The sequence below is a fragment of the Caulobacter sp. S45 genome (assembly GCF_009765965.1).
Lineage (GTDB): Bacteria > Pseudomonadota > Alphaproteobacteria > Caulobacterales > Caulobacteraceae > CAHJWH01.
The window spans coordinates 25,074-41,744 of the sequence record NZ_LMUL01000001.1; the positions used below are offsets into that span (position 1 = coordinate 25,074).

Here is a 16,671-nt window from a genome sequence, read left to right on the forward strand (position 1 = left end):
TATGGGGCCGCAGGTCGCGGCCCCCTTTATCTTTCACGCGCGATCAGCGCCAATGATGCGCCTCCGGCTGCGCGGTAGAGGCCTATCGCCTCGACATGGTGTCCGGGACCGACGAGCGCGGCGTCAACAGGTCGGCCCAACGCCATTCGCGAGACCCGACCACAAGGCGCGGGGTTCCTGGGGCGTCGGCCAGGGAGATCAGGACCAGGCCTCGCACCGGCTCGTTGCGGCAGGCCGCCGGGGCGAAGGCGACCTCCCACATGATCGCTTCGCGGACGGCGGCGAGCCCTTTCCCCTCCTGGCCGAGGGTTGCGACCCAATCGCCGTTCCAGACCATGATGGCCTTGCCGGCCGCCCCCGGCGTCCGATTGGCGGGCGCCACGGCGGCCTGGACCAGGGCGTCCTTCCGCAGCGCATCCTGCAGCAATCTGACCATGTCGCAGGCGCGGCCGCCTCCGCCGGAGCCGCCCTGGCCGGAGCCGGCCGTCGCTGCACCGGCCAGTTCAGCGTCGCTCAGCTCGGACGCCCCTTCCTCCGCGACGGCCTGGTTCGCGGCCGGGAGATCGACCTCGGGACGCGCGGGCGTCGGCCTGAAGATGCTCCGCCGCACGACAGGCTTCGTAGCGGCGGGCTTGGCGGCCGATCGCTTTGCTGCAGCCGGCTGTGCTTTGGCGAGCGGTTTCGCCGCCGGCGCCAGGCGGGGTGCGTCGACCAACGCCACCGTCATGGGCGCAGAAGAGAGCGCCTTCGGCGGCTGCGCCTGAACCGAGAATAGCGCGAGAAGGATCAACAGGTGGAAGGCGGCGCTGAGGACGGCGGCGAACAAACGGCCACGCTTGGCAGACCGCTGGCGTGGGGTGGGGTGTTCTACTTTTCCTGGTTGTTGGCGTCTGTTCACCGGAATCCCAAAAGCTGATCTGAGGCCACAGCAGATCGCCTAGATCACATGCTCGAGTCAGGAGCATGGCCATATTGGTCGAGCGGTCTGGGACATGAGCGAGCCGGCCTGGCCCGCTCCGTTCCGCAGACGCTGGCCCACATGGTCCTCAGGAGGGAGTGGCAGTCGCCGCTGTGCAGTCCGAGTTCATTTTGATTGGGGCTGGATCGGACGGCTGATACCATCTCCGATCTCGAAGGCGTTCGCCTCGGGAATGCCTGGAGGTATGGGGTGACAGTCGAGTCGCTACCGCGGCTGATGCAGTCGACGGCGCCGCTTCGTGAAAAGATCATCAGCGCCCTGCGCAGCGCCATCGAAACCGGCGAGTTGGCGGCAGGCGCCCGATTGGGAGAGCGGGACCTGTGCGAGCAGCTGTCGATCAGCCGCACCTCCTTTCGCGAGGCGATCCGCGAACTGGTCGCGGAGGGCGTGATCACCCAGCGGGGACGCGACGGCCTGGTCGTCGCGGAGGTGACGCTGGCCGAGGCGCGCGCCGCCTACAGCCTGCGGGCCGTGATCCAGGCCCTGATCGTCGACCAGTTCATCGAGCGGGCGAGCGAGGATGCGCTGGCCCTGCTGGAGAGCGCCACCAAACGGCTGATGCAGGCCTATCGCTTGGGGGATGTGAAGGCGATCCTATTGGCCAAGCGCGGTTTCTACGCGGAACTCTGCGCCGGCGCCGACAACGCCATGGCCCAAGACATGATCGAGCGGCTTTGCCTGCGCGTATCGGGCCTGCGTAGCCGCGCGCTCGGTCGCCGCGAACGCAACGCGCTCAGCATCGAGGAGATCGGCCGGATCGTCTCGGCGATCAGCCGACGCGACCGCGAGGCGGCGAAACAGGCGGTCGCCGATCATATCGACAGCGTCGCGCGATGGGCCTTGTCGATGGCGACCCCCGAACCGGACGATGGGCGCCTCATCGTCGGCCAGGGTGGGGAAGGGGCTGCCGGGATGACGGCGACCGCCTGAGGCCTCTAAGGGAGCCGGTGTCTTCCGCCGGCTAACCCTGAACTTCGGTGTCCGGCCGATCGACGCCTTGGACGAGTTCCTCGTGCCAGCGGCCGTCTGCGTCTTCGAACGAGATGGCGGCTTCCTCACCGGAAAGCCTTTGCTCCCGAGCAGCGCGTTCCGCCGCCCCGCGCGCGAGGTCATGCGAGCGATAGGTTTCGGAAAACACGCCGTCCGCCTGGTAGGCCCAGCCTCCATCGTGTTGGACGATATGATAGACGACCTTGGCCATGAAGGTTTCTCCGCTGCGCCTCAGCATCGGCCTCGGGCCGGCGGGAGGCAAGGCGTAAGCGGCTCGCGGCGTGTTCCGGCGGCTACCAGTTCAGATCGCCCATCAGCCCTGCGTAGGTTTCCACGCCGTCCCAGAGGTTCTGCAGGCGCATGTTCTCGTTGGGCGCGTGCTGGCTGTTGTCGTGGTTGACCACCGGCAATCCGATCAGCGCCGTCTTCAGCATGGCGTCGAACACATAGATCGGGACACTGCCGCCCATCATCGGCAGCACGACGACAGGGCGCCCAGCCGTGCGTCCAGCCGCCGCGATGACCGCCTTGGAGACTGGGGCGTCCAGGTCGGCCCGGAACCCCGGATAGCCCATGTCCCACGTCAACTTGATCAGTCGGGGATGCGCCAACCTCATGGCCAGATCGGGCGTCCGGTCGCAGACGGTCCAGCCCCTGGCCGCCAGAAAGGTTTCGACGCTGCTCCGGACGCCGTCAGGGGTCTGGTTCGGAACCAGCCGGAAGTCGAATGAGACCGAGGCTTCCGTCGGGATGGCGTTGTTGGCCTCGGCCCCGATCCCGCCGGAGCGTATCCCCCTGACATTGATGGCTGGGCGTAGCGTGCTGGCGGTCAATCCTTCCCCGCCCTCGGTGCGGCCGATCCCGAACTCCCGCTTCAGGGGCTCCTCCACCGGCGGCAGGGCGGCGAGCGCGGCCGTTTCCGATCGGCTGAGCGGCCTGACCTCGTCCGAGAACCCCGGCACGAGGATATGGCCCTCGTCGTCGCGCATGGCGGTGATCAACTCGGCGGCCATGACCGCGGGGTTGGGGACCCAGTTGCCGTAGTGGCCGTCGTGCAAGGCCCTCACCGGACCGTAGACTGTGGCTTCGAGCCCCATGCTGCCGCGCGCGCCGAAGTAGAGGGTGCTACGGCGCGACTGGTGGACGGGCCCGTCGCCGATCAGCCAGAGGTCCGCCTTGAGCAGGGCGGCGTTCGCCCTGAGCACTTCGGCCAGATGAGGCGAGCCCGCTTCCTCCTCGCCCTCCCAGAGCACGCGCAGATTGACGCTCGGCCGGTGGCCGGAGGCCTTGAGCGCGTCGAAGCCGGCCAGGAAGGCGACGATGGAGGCCTTGTCGTCCGCGACGGCGCGGCCATACAGCCGCCACTCCGGATCGAACGGGGGCTTGGCATGACGCCAATCCACGTCGCTCGGCTTGGACGCGAGCGGGCCCGTCCGCATCACCGGAATGAAGGGGTCGGACACCCACTGGCTTCGCGTCACCGGCTGACCATCGTAATGGGCGTAGAAGACCACGGTGCGCCGCGCGCCGGGGGTGTCGTAGCGACCGAACACCACCTTGGGCGCCCCCGCACTGGCGGAGAGCAGGTGGGTGTCGAAGCCCCGCGCCCGTAAAAGCCCCTCCAGGGCGGTCGCCGCGACGTCCAGTTTCGCAGGCTCGGCGGCGATGCTCGCAATCCGGGTGAGATCGTCGAGCTGGCCGACGATTTCGGCTTCGTGCTGCATCCGCCACTGCCGGACATCGCGGTTCAGCGGCGCCGCCGAGACCGCGTGAACGGCCAGCAGGGCGAAAAGGGCGGCGAAGCCGATCGTTCTCATGCTGAAGCTTTTGTCCTCATCGACGGCTGAGAAGGCGCGCCAGCACCGAGGCGAGCAAGCCCCAGGGCGGCCCGATCCGCTCGAACGCGTTGAAAGCCCCGATCTGGTGCACGCCGCGCGCATGGCTGAACCGACAGAAGCCTTCGTAGCCGTGATAGGCGCCGATCCCGCTCGGGCCCACGCCACCGAACGGCAGGCTCTCCTGGGCGATGTGCAGGAGCGTGCCGTTCAAGGTGACGCCGCCTGAGGTCGCGCCATCGAGCAGGCGGCGATGCTGCTGTTCGTTGTGGGTGAAGGCGTAGAGTGCAAGCGGACGGTCGCGCGCGTTGATGAAATCAAGCGCGTCCTTCAGGCTGTCATAGGCGACGATAGGCAGGACCGGGCCGAATATCTCCTCGGTAAGCAGGATGCTCGTCGCGGGAAGATCCAAGACGACCGTCGGGCCGATCTTGCGCGCGGCGGCTACGCCCGCGTCCTCGTGGGTCAGGACCGTCGCCCCGCTCGCCCGTGCGGCTTCGATCGCCTGCGCAAGCCGGTCGTAATGGCGTTGGGTGATCATCGACGTGTAGTCGGCGTTGTCCGCGATCCTGGGATAGTCGCGCCGCGCCTGCGTCATCACCGCCTGTGCGAAGGCGTGCGCACTGGCCTTCGGCACGAGCACGTAGTCGGGTGCGATACAGGTCTGGCCGGCGTTGACGAACTTGCCGAAGGCGATGCTGCGCGCCGCCTTTTCGAGGGGGTAGTCGGGGCAGATCACGGCCGGCGACTTGCCGCCGAGTTCCAGAGTCACCGGGGTGAGGTTGACCGCCGCCGCCTGCATCACCTTGCGCCCCACCGCCGTCGAGCCCGTGAACACTAGGTGGTCAAAGGGCAGGCTGGAGAAGGCCTGCGCCGTGTCGATCCCGCCGACGACGACCGCGACCTCCGTCTCCGCGAAGGTCCCGGCGATGAGGCTGGATAGGAGGTTGGAGAAGTTCGGCGTCAGCTCCGACGGCTTCAGCATCGCGCGATTGCCGGCCGCGAGCGCGTCCACGAGCGGCGACAGGGCGAGGAGCAGGGGATAGTTCCAGGGCGAGATGATCCCCACCACGCCCAGGGGCTCGCGCCGCACCCAGGCCTTGGCGGGCTGGAACATGATGTCCACGCGCCGCCGCTCGGGCTTCATCCAGCCGGCCAGTCTGCGCCGGGCGTAGCGGATCGCGCTCAGGGTCGGCACGATCTCCAGTAACTGGGTCTCAGTGCGTGACCGCACGCCGAAGTCTGCGGAGATGGCGCGAGCCAGCGCCGCCTCATGGCCGGTGATCAGGTGGGCCAGCCGTCCAAGTCTATCCAGGCGCGTGGCCAAGTCCGGCGCGGCTTGATGCCGGGAAGCGGCGTGTTGAAGATCGAAGACGCGCTGCGCTTCGGTGTCGGACGTCGGTGGCGGGCCCTTCATGGACCGATCCTATTGGGGATCAAACCCCCCGTCTCCGTGTCTCGGCGCTTCAGATCTGGAAGCTCACGTCTTTGGCGGCGACGGGACGTCCGGGGCCGGCTTACGGGGTTCCAGCCAAGGCGTGCGCTCCATGGCTTGCCGCTCGACAGTGCACTGGCGCGCGGCTGGCGGGCCGCCAGCCTGGCTCAACAGAGCGGTCATCTCGCCACGGGCGGCGTCGAGATCGGCCCGGAATTGCGGATCGGCGTGGAGCGCGGCCACCAGCGCCGAGCCGTTGACCCGCCCGGCTTCTACGTCGCTGACGGTATGGACGCCGCAGACCACCCGGCTCTCGCCATAGGCCCGCGCACGGGCGAGTATTTCGGTGGCGTGGCCGGGTGCCAGTTCGGCCAGGATCAGCCCGTAGGCCCAGCTCATCGTGGTGTGGCCGCTGGGATAGGACCAGCTCTTGGCCAGGGCCTTGCGGTCGTCCTCGGTGCAGATCGGGCCGCCGTAGGTGACGAAGGGACGGGGATGCTGGAAACGGTCCTTGGGGAAGTTAGTGATGGCGCTGGCGTCGGCGCGCACGCGGGCCAGCAGTTTCAGCGTGATCGGTGCGGTCTGTGGGCCGAGGTCCACGCCCAGCGCGCAATCGAAGTCGGCCGCGACAGCGACGGGGGTCTGCACCGCGTCTCGTGCCGCCAGGGCCCAGCGCGGCGTGCCCTGGAGTTTCCGGGTGGCGATATAGGCGTCGTGGTCCACGCGCTCGGCGTCCTCGCCGGTGTTGGGCGTCGGAGGTGGCGGAAGCACGACGAAGGTGTCGGGTATCGCGCTCGACTGGAGATATCCGGGGGCAGGTTTGGAAGCTTGTTCGATCGTCGCCTTTGCAGCCGGCGGGGCGAGCCCGGGAGATTGAGCCAGCGCCAAGCTCGAGCCGGCCAGCGCGACCGACAGCACAGTGGTGAAGAGCAATCCTTGGTTGGCGACCATGCGGATGATCTCGTTCGAGCTTAGCGAAAACTCTTAGCACACCGTATGAGGAGCGACTCCAGACGGCGGAACGGAACCGCGCCTGGAGTCGTCAACCTCATATTTTGGCGGGGACCGTCAGTTGGCGGCCGCCAGGTGGGTGGGGTGATCGGCTTGGGCCACGTTGGCCTGTCCGGCGGTGCTCGGCCCGTAGAACAGGCCGTTGAAAAGGAATTTGAACGTGGCGTAGGGCTGACCGCGCTGGGTCACCTCCGGACCGAGCAGGAAGACGTGTCCCTTGCCCAGCGAGGCGTCGATGATCCCGGCCTTCCCGTTCAGCAGCTTCTGACCCCAGGCCCAGCCGGAAACCAGGGGATCGTCGCTGTAGTACCAACTGACCTTGCGCACGCCGGGGCTGTTGTCGGCGACCGTGAAGCTCGGGCTGTTGTAGTAGAAGAGGTTGGCGTTTTCCGGCACGCCGTAGGCCAGCGGATCGGTGATATCGACCTTGGCGGCCAGGATCGAGCCGGGGACGTAGAACTTGGTGGTGGGGATCGGCTTCTCCTTGCCGTCGTCGCCCTTGGTGACCAGCACGTTGGTGACCGGCAGGCCCAGGGCGGCCCCGATGTTGGAGGCGTTGCCGACGGTGATGACCGTGCCGCCGGCCTTGGCGAAGTTCGCCAGCGCCGGATAGGTCTTCTCGGAGGATATCTTGCCGAGCATCGGATGGAACTCGGCCGGGATGTCGGCGGCGTTGGGCAGCGGACGGCCCGATCCTTCTTCGCGATCCAGGATGTCGCTTTGCAGGATCAGCACGTCGTACTTCTTGTTCAGATCGCCATGGTCGAGCTCAGGCGGATAGACGCGGGTGAAGGGGAACTCGAACTGGTCGAAGATCCAGCGGGTCCAGCCCGACGCCATCGAGCCGCCGTAGATGTCGACCAGCCCGATGCGCACGGGCTTGACCGCGATGGTGTCGCCCGACGGCCTGGCGTCCACCGCGTAGGCGTCGATGCCGAGCGGCGCGACGTTTGACGTCACGATCGCCTTGGCCTTGGCGGAGGCCGGGATCCACAGCGCGCCCGGCGCCAGGGTCTGGTCGCCGGCCATGGTCGGCGCCTTCAGCCAGTAGACCGGCAGCTTGGCCTTGAGCAGGCGGTTGGTCAGGATGAAGCTGTTGTCGGTGGCGTGGCTGACCACATAGCCAGCCGAGCCCGTGCCGATCACGCGACCGGGCGGCGGGGCCTCGATCACGTCCGGCACGGCCGGGAAGGCCTGCGGCGCGCCGTCCAGCATCCGGTCGAACTTCACGTTCATCTGCAGGGCCAGCGTATAGCCGGTGATGTCGTAGGGCTTGATCGGCGGCCCGCCGGGATAGGCGAAGTCCTGCGGGTGGTCCTGGGGCTCGAACATGTCGAGCACGTGCGGGCGGAAGGCCTGGTCGGCGCGCACGACGTAGGAGCCCGCCGGATAGCTCTTGCCGGCGAACTGGAACGGCGTCGGCGCCTGCTGCACCTCCACCCCGTTCTTGATCAGGGTGTTGAGGAACTTGACGGTGGTCGGCATGTCCGGCTGGCTGTCGGCCGGGATGATGTAGGCGCGCGGCGCCCGCTTGGACGGGTCGTGCAGGACGGTGTCGTAGAGGCTGGAGGCCACCGTCAGCTTCGCATCGCGGCCGTGATAGTCGCTCTTCAGGTTGGCGCCCGCGGTCTTCGCCGCGTCGATCCGCTTGGGCGTGATCACCCAGCTGTCCTGGGAGCCCTTCTGGATCTCGTTTCTGCCCATGATGTAGCGGTTGTAGAGCACCGTCTCGCGGTAACGAGAGGCGAAGTCCATCGCCGCTCGGTCCATCTCCTTCACATAGTCGATGGATTGCTGGAAGTACCAGGTCTGAGGCGCCACGGTCATCACCTCGTCCTCGCGGGCGAGTTGGTTGCTTAGCACCAGGGGTATCTTCTCCGGCGTGGGACTGCCGATGATCTCGGTGAGGATGCCGATCTGGTTGTGGAAATAGCCAACCGTGCGGAAACCGCCGTTGAACCAGGTGGAGTAGGGGGCTCCCGACCGCATGATCGAGCCGCCCTTGCCCTGTTCGACCAGGCGGGCGTGCATCAGTTCGCCCAAGACGTCGGTCTGGTTGATGACCAGCGGCTCGTCGTTGTAGTTGTAGGGATCGCGGAACGGCGGGATGAACACCACCGCGCCGGTCGGTCCGGTTTGGTGTTCATTATAGAGAATCTGCGGGTACCAGACCCGATAGTTGATGTTGTTGACGTTGGTGGTCTCGGGCTGGGTCGAGGCGTAGCTGTCACGGTTGTCGTCGTGGCCGATATACTTCTGGTACAGGATCGGTAGGTTCTCGTAGGTGCGCTTCTTGATGTCGGTCGGGCGCATATACCAGTCGGCGACCAACTCCAGCCCGTCGGGATTGGCGAAGGCGAACAGGGTGATGTCGTCGCCCAGCAGCCGCAGCGTCTCCGGATCGTTACGGGTGAGCATCTCGTGGATGATCTGGATGTGGGTCTGGGCGTTCACCACTTCGGAGGCGTGCAGGCCGGCGTCGATCCAGACGATCGACTTGCCTTCCTGGGCCAGGGCATGGGCTTGCTCGTCGCTCAGCCCCTTGGCCAGCGCCAGTTGCTGCGAAATCTGCCGGTAGTGCTCCAGTTTCGAGATGTTCTCGGGCGAGGAGATGATCGCCATATACTGCTCGCGACCCTCGGCGGTCTTGCCGATGCTGACGAGCTTCATCCGGTCGCTCTCGCCCGCCACCTGCTTCAGCCACGCTGAGATCTGCGTATAGTTGGCCAGGAAGTAGTCGCTGCCGGGTTTGGCGGGCAGCATCTTGGCGGGGTCGGTGACGGCGGCCTTGGTCGGCGGCGCATCGGTCGCGCGAGCGGGCGCCGAACTTATGGCCGACATGGCGGCGAGCATCGTCGTGGCGAGCAGTAAACGTCGCATGGAGCACCCCTTTACCCGCAGCCGTCCGGTGGGCGGCCGCCGTCCCTATTTTTTTTGCCTGGTTGCGCCTTAGCACGGCGCTGGCGATCTGCAACGCTGGGATCATCACTTTCGAACGGGGGCGGTCGCCCTGGCCTGATTTGCCTGAAACAGTTCGACTCTGCCTTTCCCTCGCGCTCGGGACCGCCTCTGCTCACCTTCCGAGATGTCATCGGTACGACGCGGTGAGATGGGGCGTGGCGGCCGCCGGGTTCTAAAGCTCGATAAACCCTAGAAGGCGACCTGGGTCCGCAAGCTCACCGCGTTCGATTCGGCGCCGACCGGAACGCCAAGCGCGGCGCCCTTGACCGCGGCGCCGTTCGCCTTGTCGTAGTCGATGTGGTTGTAGTCCAGCAGCAGTCGGAACAGGTCGTTCGGATACCAGTTCAGCCCCAGCGTATAGCCGGTCTGGCGTCCGCCATCGACGGCGGCGGGATCGGTCGCGAGTGCGGCGCCGGTTCGGAAATTGCTGTTCAGATCGACATAGCTGACGCGCGCGGCGATCTCCCAGGCGCCCCAGCCGCCCTCGGTCAGGGAGAAGGGATGCTTCGGGTAGATCCGGAAGTATGAAGCCGACTGCGGATTGTAGGTGTGGCTCTCGCCGGTGAGGGCCCAACTGACCTGTCCGTAGGCGCCGCCGAAATCCGCATCGGGCAGGCCACGGCGCTCGACCTTGTATTTGTAGAACTCACCCTGCCAGAACAGGCTCTTGTAGGTGGACGCGGTCTCGAGATCGAGCACGTAGCCGCCGCGCGCGGGGTTGGCCGCCGTGCCGATGGCGCCGGTGCTCAGCAGGGTGGTGGGGTCGATCCGCAGTTCGGGCTGGTCGCTCAGCGACACTGTCTCGGGCGTCCCGTTGCCCGCATTGGGCGGCGCGATCAGTTCGTCGACGCCGAAACCCAGGTGCACGGTGTAGTCGGGACCCTTCAACACCTGGAACGCGGCGCGCTGGAAAGAGCCGAACCGCTCGCCCGTGAGCGTGTGGGAGTCGCCGCTAGCCGGTCCCGTCAGGTATCCGCCGAGCCAGTAACGGTCGCCGAAGAAGCGCACGCCGGCGTTGGACCTGGCGTCGCCGGTGTTGAAGTTGGTGGCGATGTTGGACGGCGAGGCGCGCTCCAGGAACACCGTGTCGTTGGAACTGGTGGATTGGTCGAGCGTGAAGAAGGTGTTGGAGTAGCCGATTTCGAAGGCGGCTCCACGCAGGCCGCCATAGACGATCTGCGCCGTCTCGATACCCTTGGCGGTCTGGTCCGAGGAGTTTCCGGCGTCCCAGACCAGGCCGAAGCCCCAGGGGCCGGCCGTCCCGGCGATCCCGATCCGGGCGCGTCGCGCGTTCACGCCGTCCGAAAGCTGCTGGGGCCCGACGGCCTTGGAATCCGGGTGGAAGCCGAGATAGCCGCCGGCGTCGATCTGAACGTCGCCGGTCAAACCGATGGAATACTGCCCGTCGGCGCTCTGCATGGTCAGGCGGTGGCTGGAGTTCTGGATGATCCGCGGAATACCGAATCCTTCGTCCTCGGTGCGCTGAGGCGCCACCGAGGCGATGGTATGTGAGGTGGCGTTCTGCAGCGCGCGGGGCAGACCGTTCTGGGCTTCGGCGGGCGTCGTGTCCGCCGGAGCCGCCATGGCCTGTCGCTGTGCGGAGGCCGTTTGGGATAGCTGCGCCTGCAAGGCGTTCACCTGCGCGGAGAGGGTGTCGATCCGCTGCTGGTCGCGTTGGGAGATCGACTGCACCAGTGAGGTCAAGGCCTGGATTTGGGCCCGAAGGTTCTGACTGTCGGACGGATTGTTCGTGGGGACCTGTTCGGCCATGGCGGGGTTCGCGCCGGCGGTCAGCCACACTAACCCGGCAGCCGCGCCAAACAGGCTCCGCTTCAACGACCCGACGGGCGAGATCATCCTACCCCCAACACAGTTGCGCCGAGGGCAATGGAAGATAAAGCGCCGGTTTCCCACCCAGTTGAATTCGGGTCTTCGTCAGATTCTCTCACATGCCGGTGCGCTTGCGCTCCGCCTGCGCGGAGATGCGGTGGAGGGGGAGTAGTATCGGTCGTCGAGGGGCGCCTTCCGGCGTCGTCGTGGCTGGCGATAGGCGCCAAGCGGCGATGCGCTGATAGGGCGAGCCCGGGCGCTCGCAATCCGAGGCTGACCTGGCCTCAGGGCGTGATACAAGCGCCTTCAAAGCTCAGCTTAGTTCGAACAAGGCAGCATGAACCGCGCCGCTCTAACCCAGGCCATCCGGCCGATCGTCAGGTTCCTGGCGGCGTCCGCCCTGGCGTTCCTGCTCGCGGGGATCATTGCGCCTCGTCTCGTCAACGCCCGCGATACGACCCTGCTGGTGATTGCGCTGGTGCTCTACCTGCTCGCCGTCGTGGCTTTCGTCTGGGGGCTCGCAGCGCTCATCGGCGGACTTCGGCGATATCTGCTGCGAACGAACGGAGGCTGACCATGAAGCGATTGCTTATGGTGGGAGCATGTTGTGTGGCCCTTGCGGGGTGCGGCCAGGTCAAGCCTGGGCATGTCGGAATAAAGGTCAACCAGTATGGGTCCGGGGCCGGCGTCAGCGACCAGGCGCTCGGCGTGGGAACCTACTTCACGCCGTTCGGAACGACGATCTACGAATATCCGGTGTTTACCAACACCTACACCTATTCGACCAACTCGCATGAAGGCAATGCCGACAACGAGGAGTTCAACTTCCAGGACAAATCGGGTCTGGCGTTGGCCGCCGACATCGGCGTGAGCTATTCGGTCGATGCTTCCCGAGCCTCGATCCTGTTCCAGAAATACCGGGTTCCAAGCGAGCAGATCGTTTCGGGACCGCTCCGCAACGCCATTCGCGATTCCCTGATCACCCGCGCGGCCCAGCTGAACATCGACGACATCTACGGCCCGCGGAAGGCCGAATTGCTCTCCAACGTCCAGAAGGACGTCCAGCGCTATTTCGCCCCGTTCGGGTTGCGGGTCGAGCGGCTGTTCTGGGCCGGCAACGTGCGGATGCCCGATAGCGTGCTCGCCCAGATCAACGCCAGGATCGCCAACGAACAGCACGCCCTGGCGGCCCAGGCCCAGGTCGCGACCGTCCAGGCCGAGGCGCAACAGCGGATCGCCCAGGCGGAAGGCGAGGCCAAGGCCATCCAGGTCCAGGGCGACAGCCTGCGCACCAATCCCGAGGTGCTGAGGCTCCGTGCGATCGAGAAGTGGGACGGCCACCTGCCGCAGGTCACCTCCGGCGCCACGCCGTTCATCGAGCTCAATAAATAAGCCGCCCGAAAACCCGCGGACCAGCGAGTCGCCCCACCCAGTCGGAAGGGTAGGGCGACGAGCGGGCATGCGTAGCGATCGTCAGCGTCGTTTAGCCATCCACAATGCTGCAATACGAGCCCTAGAATCAGGCTGTAAGGACGAGGCCGGGTGGGTCGAGTCAGCAGGCGTTCCGTATGGCGGCGCAAAGAAATATCTCGACGCCCGGAGCGCTCCAAGGGCTGCAGCGCCAAAATTCCGAGGGCGACAGAAATCCAGCCCTGCTTTGCCAGCGCGCAGACGATCTGTCGGCCGCCGGCCGGAAAGAGCAGGCGAAGGCGATATATCTGGAGGCGCTGAATTTAGACCCCACCCATTTCGCCACCCTGATCAACTTCGGCACGCTGCTGTACGAAACCGATTTCCGCACGGCGGCGCGTACGGTGTTCGCCCAGGCGGTTCGGTTTCATCCGCATGAGCCTATCGCCCATGTGAATCTCGCCAACACCTTGATGTACGCCGATGAGCTTGCACCGGCGCGCGAGCACTACGAGATCGCGTTGAAGCTCGATCCGGACAACATCCACGCCCACCAGCGGCTGAGCAGTCTCTTTCAAGATCTCGGCGATATGGACGCCATGAGGCGCCACCACCGGCTGGGCTTCTCCAAGGCTCCGCCGCGCCAGCTGCCTTGTCTGGGTGATGGTAAGGCGATCTCGCTGTTGCTGCTCTCTTCCGCGCCGGGTGGCGACGTGTCCTGGCGGCGGCTGATCGATCGCCAGGTTTTCTCCGTCACCGAGCTGACGGCGGAATTCCACGACCCCGCCACGCCGCTGCCGCCGCACGACCTGATCTTCAACGCCATCGGCGACGCGGACCTGTCGGGTGAAGCGGCGGTGGCGGCCCAGGCCCTGGTCGCCCGCTCGAGCGCCCCGGTGATCAACGATCCGACGCGCGTCCTTACGACCGGCCGTATGGCCAACGCGCTGCGCCTCGGTTCCCTCCCGGGCGTGACGGCGCCGCGCACCCGGCTCTTTCCGCGCAGCCTGTTCGAAGATACGGACGCCGGCGATCGGCTCGCGCAGGAGGGCTTTGCCGATTATCCGCTGCTGCTGCGTAGCCCAGGGTTCCACACAGGACGCCATTTCGTCCGCGTCGAGACCCGCGAGGTGCTGAACGCTTCGGCGGCGGTGCTGCCAGGCGAGCAGCTCATGGCCATCCAGTATCTGGACGCCTGTGGAGCGGACGGCCACGCCCGCAAGTATCGGGTGATGATGATCGGGGATCGGCTCTATCCGCTGCACCTCGCCATCTCTCGGGACTGGAAGGTGCACTACTTCAACGGCGCGATGGACGGCGCGGCGGACTTCCAGGCCGAAGAGGCGCGCTTCCTGGACCACATGCCCAACGCGCTCGGACCTCGCGCGATGGCGGCGCTGCAGGCGATACAGGCCGCGCTGGGGCTGGATTACGCCGGGGCGGACTTCGCTCTGGACGCCGATGGCGGGGTGCTGCTGTTCGAGGCCAACGCCATCATGAACATGATCCCGCCCGGCCCCTCGCCGCAATGGGACTATCGCCGCCCCGCCATCGCCCGCGCCATGGCCGCCGCCCAGGCCATGTTCGTCGCCAAATGTGCGCCGCGATGACGGATGGACCCGCGTCCACCAGCCTCGACCCGCAGGACTGGAGCGAACTGCGCGCCCAAGGCCATAGGATGCTGGACGACATGTTCGACTTCCTGGCCGCCGTCCCGGACGGGCCGGTCTGGCGACGCCCGCCCGACGAGGCGCGTGAGCGGCGATACACGGCGCCGCCCGTCCAGCCGACCCCGTTGGCGCGGGTGCACGAGGAGTTCCTGGACGATGTGCTGCCCTATGGAGGCGGGAACCTGCATCCCGGCTTCATGGGTTGGGTCCAGGGCGGCGGCTCATCGGTCGGGATGCTGGCGGAGATGCTCGCGGGCGCGCTCAACGCCAATCTGGGCGGACGCGACCACATGCCGATCGCCGTCGAGCAGGAGGTGCTGGGCTGGGTGCGTCAGATGTTCGGCTTCCCGGACACCGCGACCGGCCTCTTCCTCACCGGGACCTCGCAGGCCAATTTCCTCGCCGTGCTGATCGCGCGCACCCGTGCGCTCGGAAAGGGCGTGCGCCAGGACGGGTTGCAGGCTGGGGATCAGCGTCTGACGGCCTATACGTCGGCCGCCGGCCACGGCTGTCTCGACGCGGCCATGGAGATGGCGGGGCACGGTTCGCGCAATCTCCGCCGCATCCCGGTCGATGCAGACCAGAGGATGGATCTGGACGCGCTCCGCGCCGCGATCGCCGCCGACAGGCGCGCCGGCCTGCGGCCGTTCATGGTGGTCGGGGCCGCGGGAACGGTGGATGCGGGGGCGATCGACGATTTGGCTGGGATCGCGGATATCGCCCAGGCCGAAGACCTCGCCTTCCATGTCGACGGCGCCATCGCCGCGCTGGCCGTGCTGTCGCCTGAGCTCGCCCCAAGGATGGCTGGGATCGAGCGATGCGATTCCCTTGCGTTCGATTTCCATAAATGGGGTCAGGTCCCCTACGACGCTGGCTTCCTCCTGGTGCGCGACGGCGAGGCCCATCGCGCCACGTTCGCGGCCCGGACGGCCTACCTGCAGAGGTCGGATCGCGGGCTCGCGGCGGGGGACTGGTGGCCATGCGACTACGGTCCGGACCTGTCACGTGGTTTCCGCGCCCTGAAGGTCTGGTTCACCCTGAAGACCTACGGATCGGCGGCGCTCGGCGCCGTGATGGCGCATACCTGCGCGCTCGCCCAAGAGCTTTCGGCTCGTATCGAAGCCGAGCCCGAGCTTGAACTTCTAGCGCCGACCGCCCTGAACATCGTCTGTTTCGGCTATCGGGCGGCCGACGCCGATCGCTTGAACGCCCAGATCGTGGTCGAGCTGCAGGAGGCGGGCGAGGTCGCGCCTTCGATGACCCGGATCAACGGGCGCACCGCTATCCGCGCCGCCATCGTCAATCATCGTACGCGACGACACGATATAGATGCGCTGGTGGAGGGCGTCCTCGCTCTCGGCCGGCGGCGTGCTCAGCTTGCGGACGCCCACGCGTCCGCAAGCGCTTCGGTGAAGATCGGGAGCGTCGAGGGCGTCCAGGCTTGACCCTCGACGCCTGCTTCGCCCCGCCGTTCCTTGGCGGGGCGAAGCGACTGGCCTTTGCTCAGATTTCGGGAGCCGCGGTGGCGATCTGGTCGATGGTCGGAGCGGACGCCGCGCCGAAGTCCAGCCGTCCCAGCAGCGGGATCAGCCCCAGGATCGCCAGGCCGCCGATCACGCAAGGGATGCCCATGGCGATGAACAGGCCGGAGATGGGGATGTGCCGCGCGACCAGCAGGCCGAGGGCGATCGGCCCGAGGATTTGGCCGAAGCGGCCCACGCCCATGGCCCAGCCGATGCCCGTCGAGCGGATCATCGTGGGATAGACCGCCGCCGCCAGGGAGAGCAGCATCGAGATCGATCCGCCCACCAGCAGGCCGTTGACGATCGAGGTGATCATCAGCGCGGGGATGGAGTGGGTGACTTGGCCGAACACCGCCAGCGATATGCCGCCGACGATCATGGCGGGGGCCAACACCAGATGGGGTCCGTACTTCTTGAGCAGATGGCCGCCGACGACGGCGCCGACGACGCCACCCAGATTGTTCGCCGCCAGGATCAGCACGCCCATGGAGATCGGCACCGAAGCGGCCTTCAATAGGGAAGGCGTCCAGGTCGTCACCGTCAGGATCACCATGAAGCCGGTGAAGAAGGGGACCCAGAGGATCAGCGTGGTCGGGGCCCGGCCATCCTGGAACACGGAAGCGAGCCTAGATTTGGCCTGCGGGATCACCAGCTCGCCACCCACGATTTCCGCGTCGGTGAAGTCAGTCCGCGGGGCGATCTTCAGCAGGATGCGCTTGATCGTGTCCTTGCGGACGCCCTTGGCCACCAGGAAGCGTAAGGATTCCGGCAGCCAGACCGCGATCAACGCAGCGATCAAGAGCGGTCCGACGCCACCGATCACGAACATCGAACGCCAGCCGAAATGCGGGATGGTGTAGGCGCCGACGAAGCCACCGATCGCTGCGCCGAGCGGAAAGGCCGAATAGAGCGCCGCCACCGTGATCGAGCGCAGCCTGCGCGGGGCGTACTCCGCACCCATGGCCAGGAAGCTGGGCGCGGCCCCGCCGAGACCCAGTCCCGCCAGAAACCTCAGGACCAGCAGTTC

General features: G+C 66.7%; 13 protein-coding genes. 5 read left to right on the forward strand and 8 right to left on the reverse strand.

The window, feature by feature from the left end; all coding sequences use genetic code 11:
• Nucleotides 1-82: 82 nt before the first annotated feature.
• Nucleotides 83-826, reverse strand: coding sequence for a hypothetical protein (locus tag GSQ87_RS00115; protein ID WP_254062680.1), 744 nt, complete (start codon nt 824-826; stop codon nt 83-85).
• A gap of 342 nt (nt 827-1,168) precedes the next feature.
• Here GSQ87_RS00115 and GSQ87_RS00120 point away from each other — a divergent pair, with 342 nt between their 5' ends.
• On the forward strand, nt 1,169-1,909 hold the full coding sequence (locus tag GSQ87_RS00120) for a GntR family transcriptional regulator (RefSeq protein WP_158912539.1): 741 nt from the start codon (nt 1,169-1,171) through the stop codon (nt 1,907-1,909).
• A 31-nt stretch (nt 1,910-1,940) separates the two neighbouring features.
• Here GSQ87_RS00120 and GSQ87_RS00125 read toward each other — a convergent pair whose 3' ends face one another.
• From GSQ87_RS00125 to GSQ87_RS00150, 6 genes are all read right to left on the reverse strand, one after another.
• Nucleotides 1,941-2,180, reverse strand: coding sequence for a DUF2188 domain-containing protein (locus GSQ87_RS00125; RefSeq protein ID WP_158912540.1), 240 nt, complete (start codon nt 2,178-2,180; stop codon nt 1,941-1,943).
• 82 nt (nt 2,181-2,262) lie between these two features.
• Nucleotides 2,263-3,786: a M20/M25/M40 family metallo-hydrolase gene (locus tag GSQ87_RS00130; protein WP_158912541.1), complete on the reverse strand. Its 1,524-nt coding sequence runs from the start codon at nt 3,784-3,786 to the stop codon at nt 2,263-2,265.
• A gap of 16 nt (nt 3,787-3,802) precedes the next feature.
• A complete protein-coding gene (locus GSQ87_RS00135) occupies nt 3,803-5,221 on the reverse strand; it encodes a coniferyl aldehyde dehydrogenase (protein WP_158912542.1) in 1,419 nt (472 codons plus the stop codon).
• A gap of 63 nt (nt 5,222-5,284) precedes the next feature.
• Complete coding sequence (locus GSQ87_RS00140; protein WP_158912543.1) at nt 5,285-6,190, reverse strand: phosphatase PAP2 family protein; 906 nt, start codon at nt 6,188-6,190, stop codon at nt 5,285-5,287.
• A 117-nt stretch (nt 6,191-6,307) separates the two neighbouring features.
• On the reverse strand, nt 6,308-9,130 hold the full coding sequence (locus GSQ87_RS00145; protein ID WP_158912544.1) for a M14 metallopeptidase family protein: 2,823 nt from the start codon (nt 9,128-9,130) through the stop codon (nt 6,308-6,310).
• Nucleotides 9,131-9,400: 270 nt separating this feature from the next.
• Nucleotides 9,401-11,068, reverse strand: coding sequence for a porin (locus GSQ87_RS00150; protein ID WP_158912545.1), 1,668 nt, complete (start codon nt 11,066-11,068; stop codon nt 9,401-9,403).
• Between the two features lie 310 nt (nt 11,069-11,378).
• Between GSQ87_RS00150 and GSQ87_RS00155 the strand changes: the two genes are divergently transcribed.
• From GSQ87_RS00155 to GSQ87_RS00170, 4 genes are all read left to right on the forward strand, one after another.
• The gene (locus GSQ87_RS00155; protein WP_158912546.1) at nt 11,379-11,615 is read left to right on the forward strand and encodes a hypothetical protein; all 237 of its coding nucleotides are present in this window, start codon (nt 11,379-11,381) and stop codon (nt 11,613-11,615) included.
• Between the two features lie 2 nt (nt 11,616-11,617).
• Nucleotides 11,618-12,433 (forward strand): SPFH domain-containing protein, encoded by an 816-nt coding sequence (locus GSQ87_RS00160; protein ID WP_216838854.1) that lies wholly within the window; start codon nt 11,618-11,620, stop codon nt 12,431-12,433.
• Nucleotides 12,434-12,609: 176 nt separating this feature from the next.
• Nucleotides 12,610-14,061, forward strand: coding sequence for a tetratricopeptide repeat protein (locus GSQ87_RS00165; protein ID WP_158912547.1), 1,452 nt, complete (start codon nt 12,610-12,612; stop codon nt 14,059-14,061).
• A complete protein-coding gene (locus GSQ87_RS00170; protein ID WP_158912548.1) occupies nt 14,058-15,566 on the forward strand; it encodes an aminotransferase class V-fold PLP-dependent enzyme in 1,509 nt (502 codons plus the stop codon). The genes GSQ87_RS00165 and GSQ87_RS00170 overlap by 4 nt, the downstream gene beginning before the upstream one ends.
• Nucleotides 15,567-15,624: 58 nt before the next feature.
• Here GSQ87_RS00170 and GSQ87_RS00175 read toward each other — a convergent pair.
• Nucleotides 15,625-16,671, reverse strand: a 1,047-nt coding sequence (locus GSQ87_RS00175) for an MFS transporter (RefSeq protein ID WP_158912549.1), incomplete at its 5' end; no start/stop codon positions are given.

Coding starts and splice junctions, on each gene's coding strand:
- GSQ87_RS00125 (WP_158912540.1), bottom strand. CDS start 2,180: ATGGCCAAGGTCGTCTATCATATCGTCCAACACGATGGAGGCTGGGCC.
- GSQ87_RS00130 (WP_158912541.1), bottom strand. CDS start 3,786: ATGAGAACGATCGGCTTCGCCGCCCTTTTCGCCCTGCTGGCCGTTCAC.
- GSQ87_RS00135 (WP_158912542.1), bottom strand. CDS start 5,221: ATGAAGGGCCCGCCACCGACGTCCGACACCGAAGCGCAGCGCGTCTTC.
- GSQ87_RS00140 (WP_158912543.1), bottom strand. CDS start 6,190: ATGGTCGCCAACCAAGGATTGCTCTTCACCACTGTGCTGTCGGTCGCG.
- GSQ87_RS00145 (WP_158912544.1), bottom strand. CDS start 9,130: ATGCGACGTTTACTGCTCGCCACGACGATGCTCGCCGCCATGTCGGCC.
- GSQ87_RS00150 (WP_158912545.1), bottom strand. CDS start 11,068: ATGATCTCGCCCGTCGGGTCGTTGAAGCGGAGCCTGTTTGGCGCGGCT.
- GSQ87_RS00155 (WP_158912546.1), top strand. CDS start 11,379: ATGAACCGCGCCGCTCTAACCCAGGCCATCCGGCCGATCGTCAGGTTC.
- GSQ87_RS00160 (WP_216838854.1), top strand. CDS start 11,618: ATGAAGCGATTGCTTATGGTGGGAGCATGTTGTGTGGCCCTTGCGGGG.
- GSQ87_RS00165 (WP_158912547.1), top strand. CDS start 12,610: ATGGCGGCGCAAAGAAATATCTCGACGCCCGGAGCGCTCCAAGGGCTG.
- GSQ87_RS00170 (WP_158912548.1), top strand. CDS start 14,058: ATGACGGATGGACCCGCGTCCACCAGCCTCGACCCGCAGGACTGGAGC.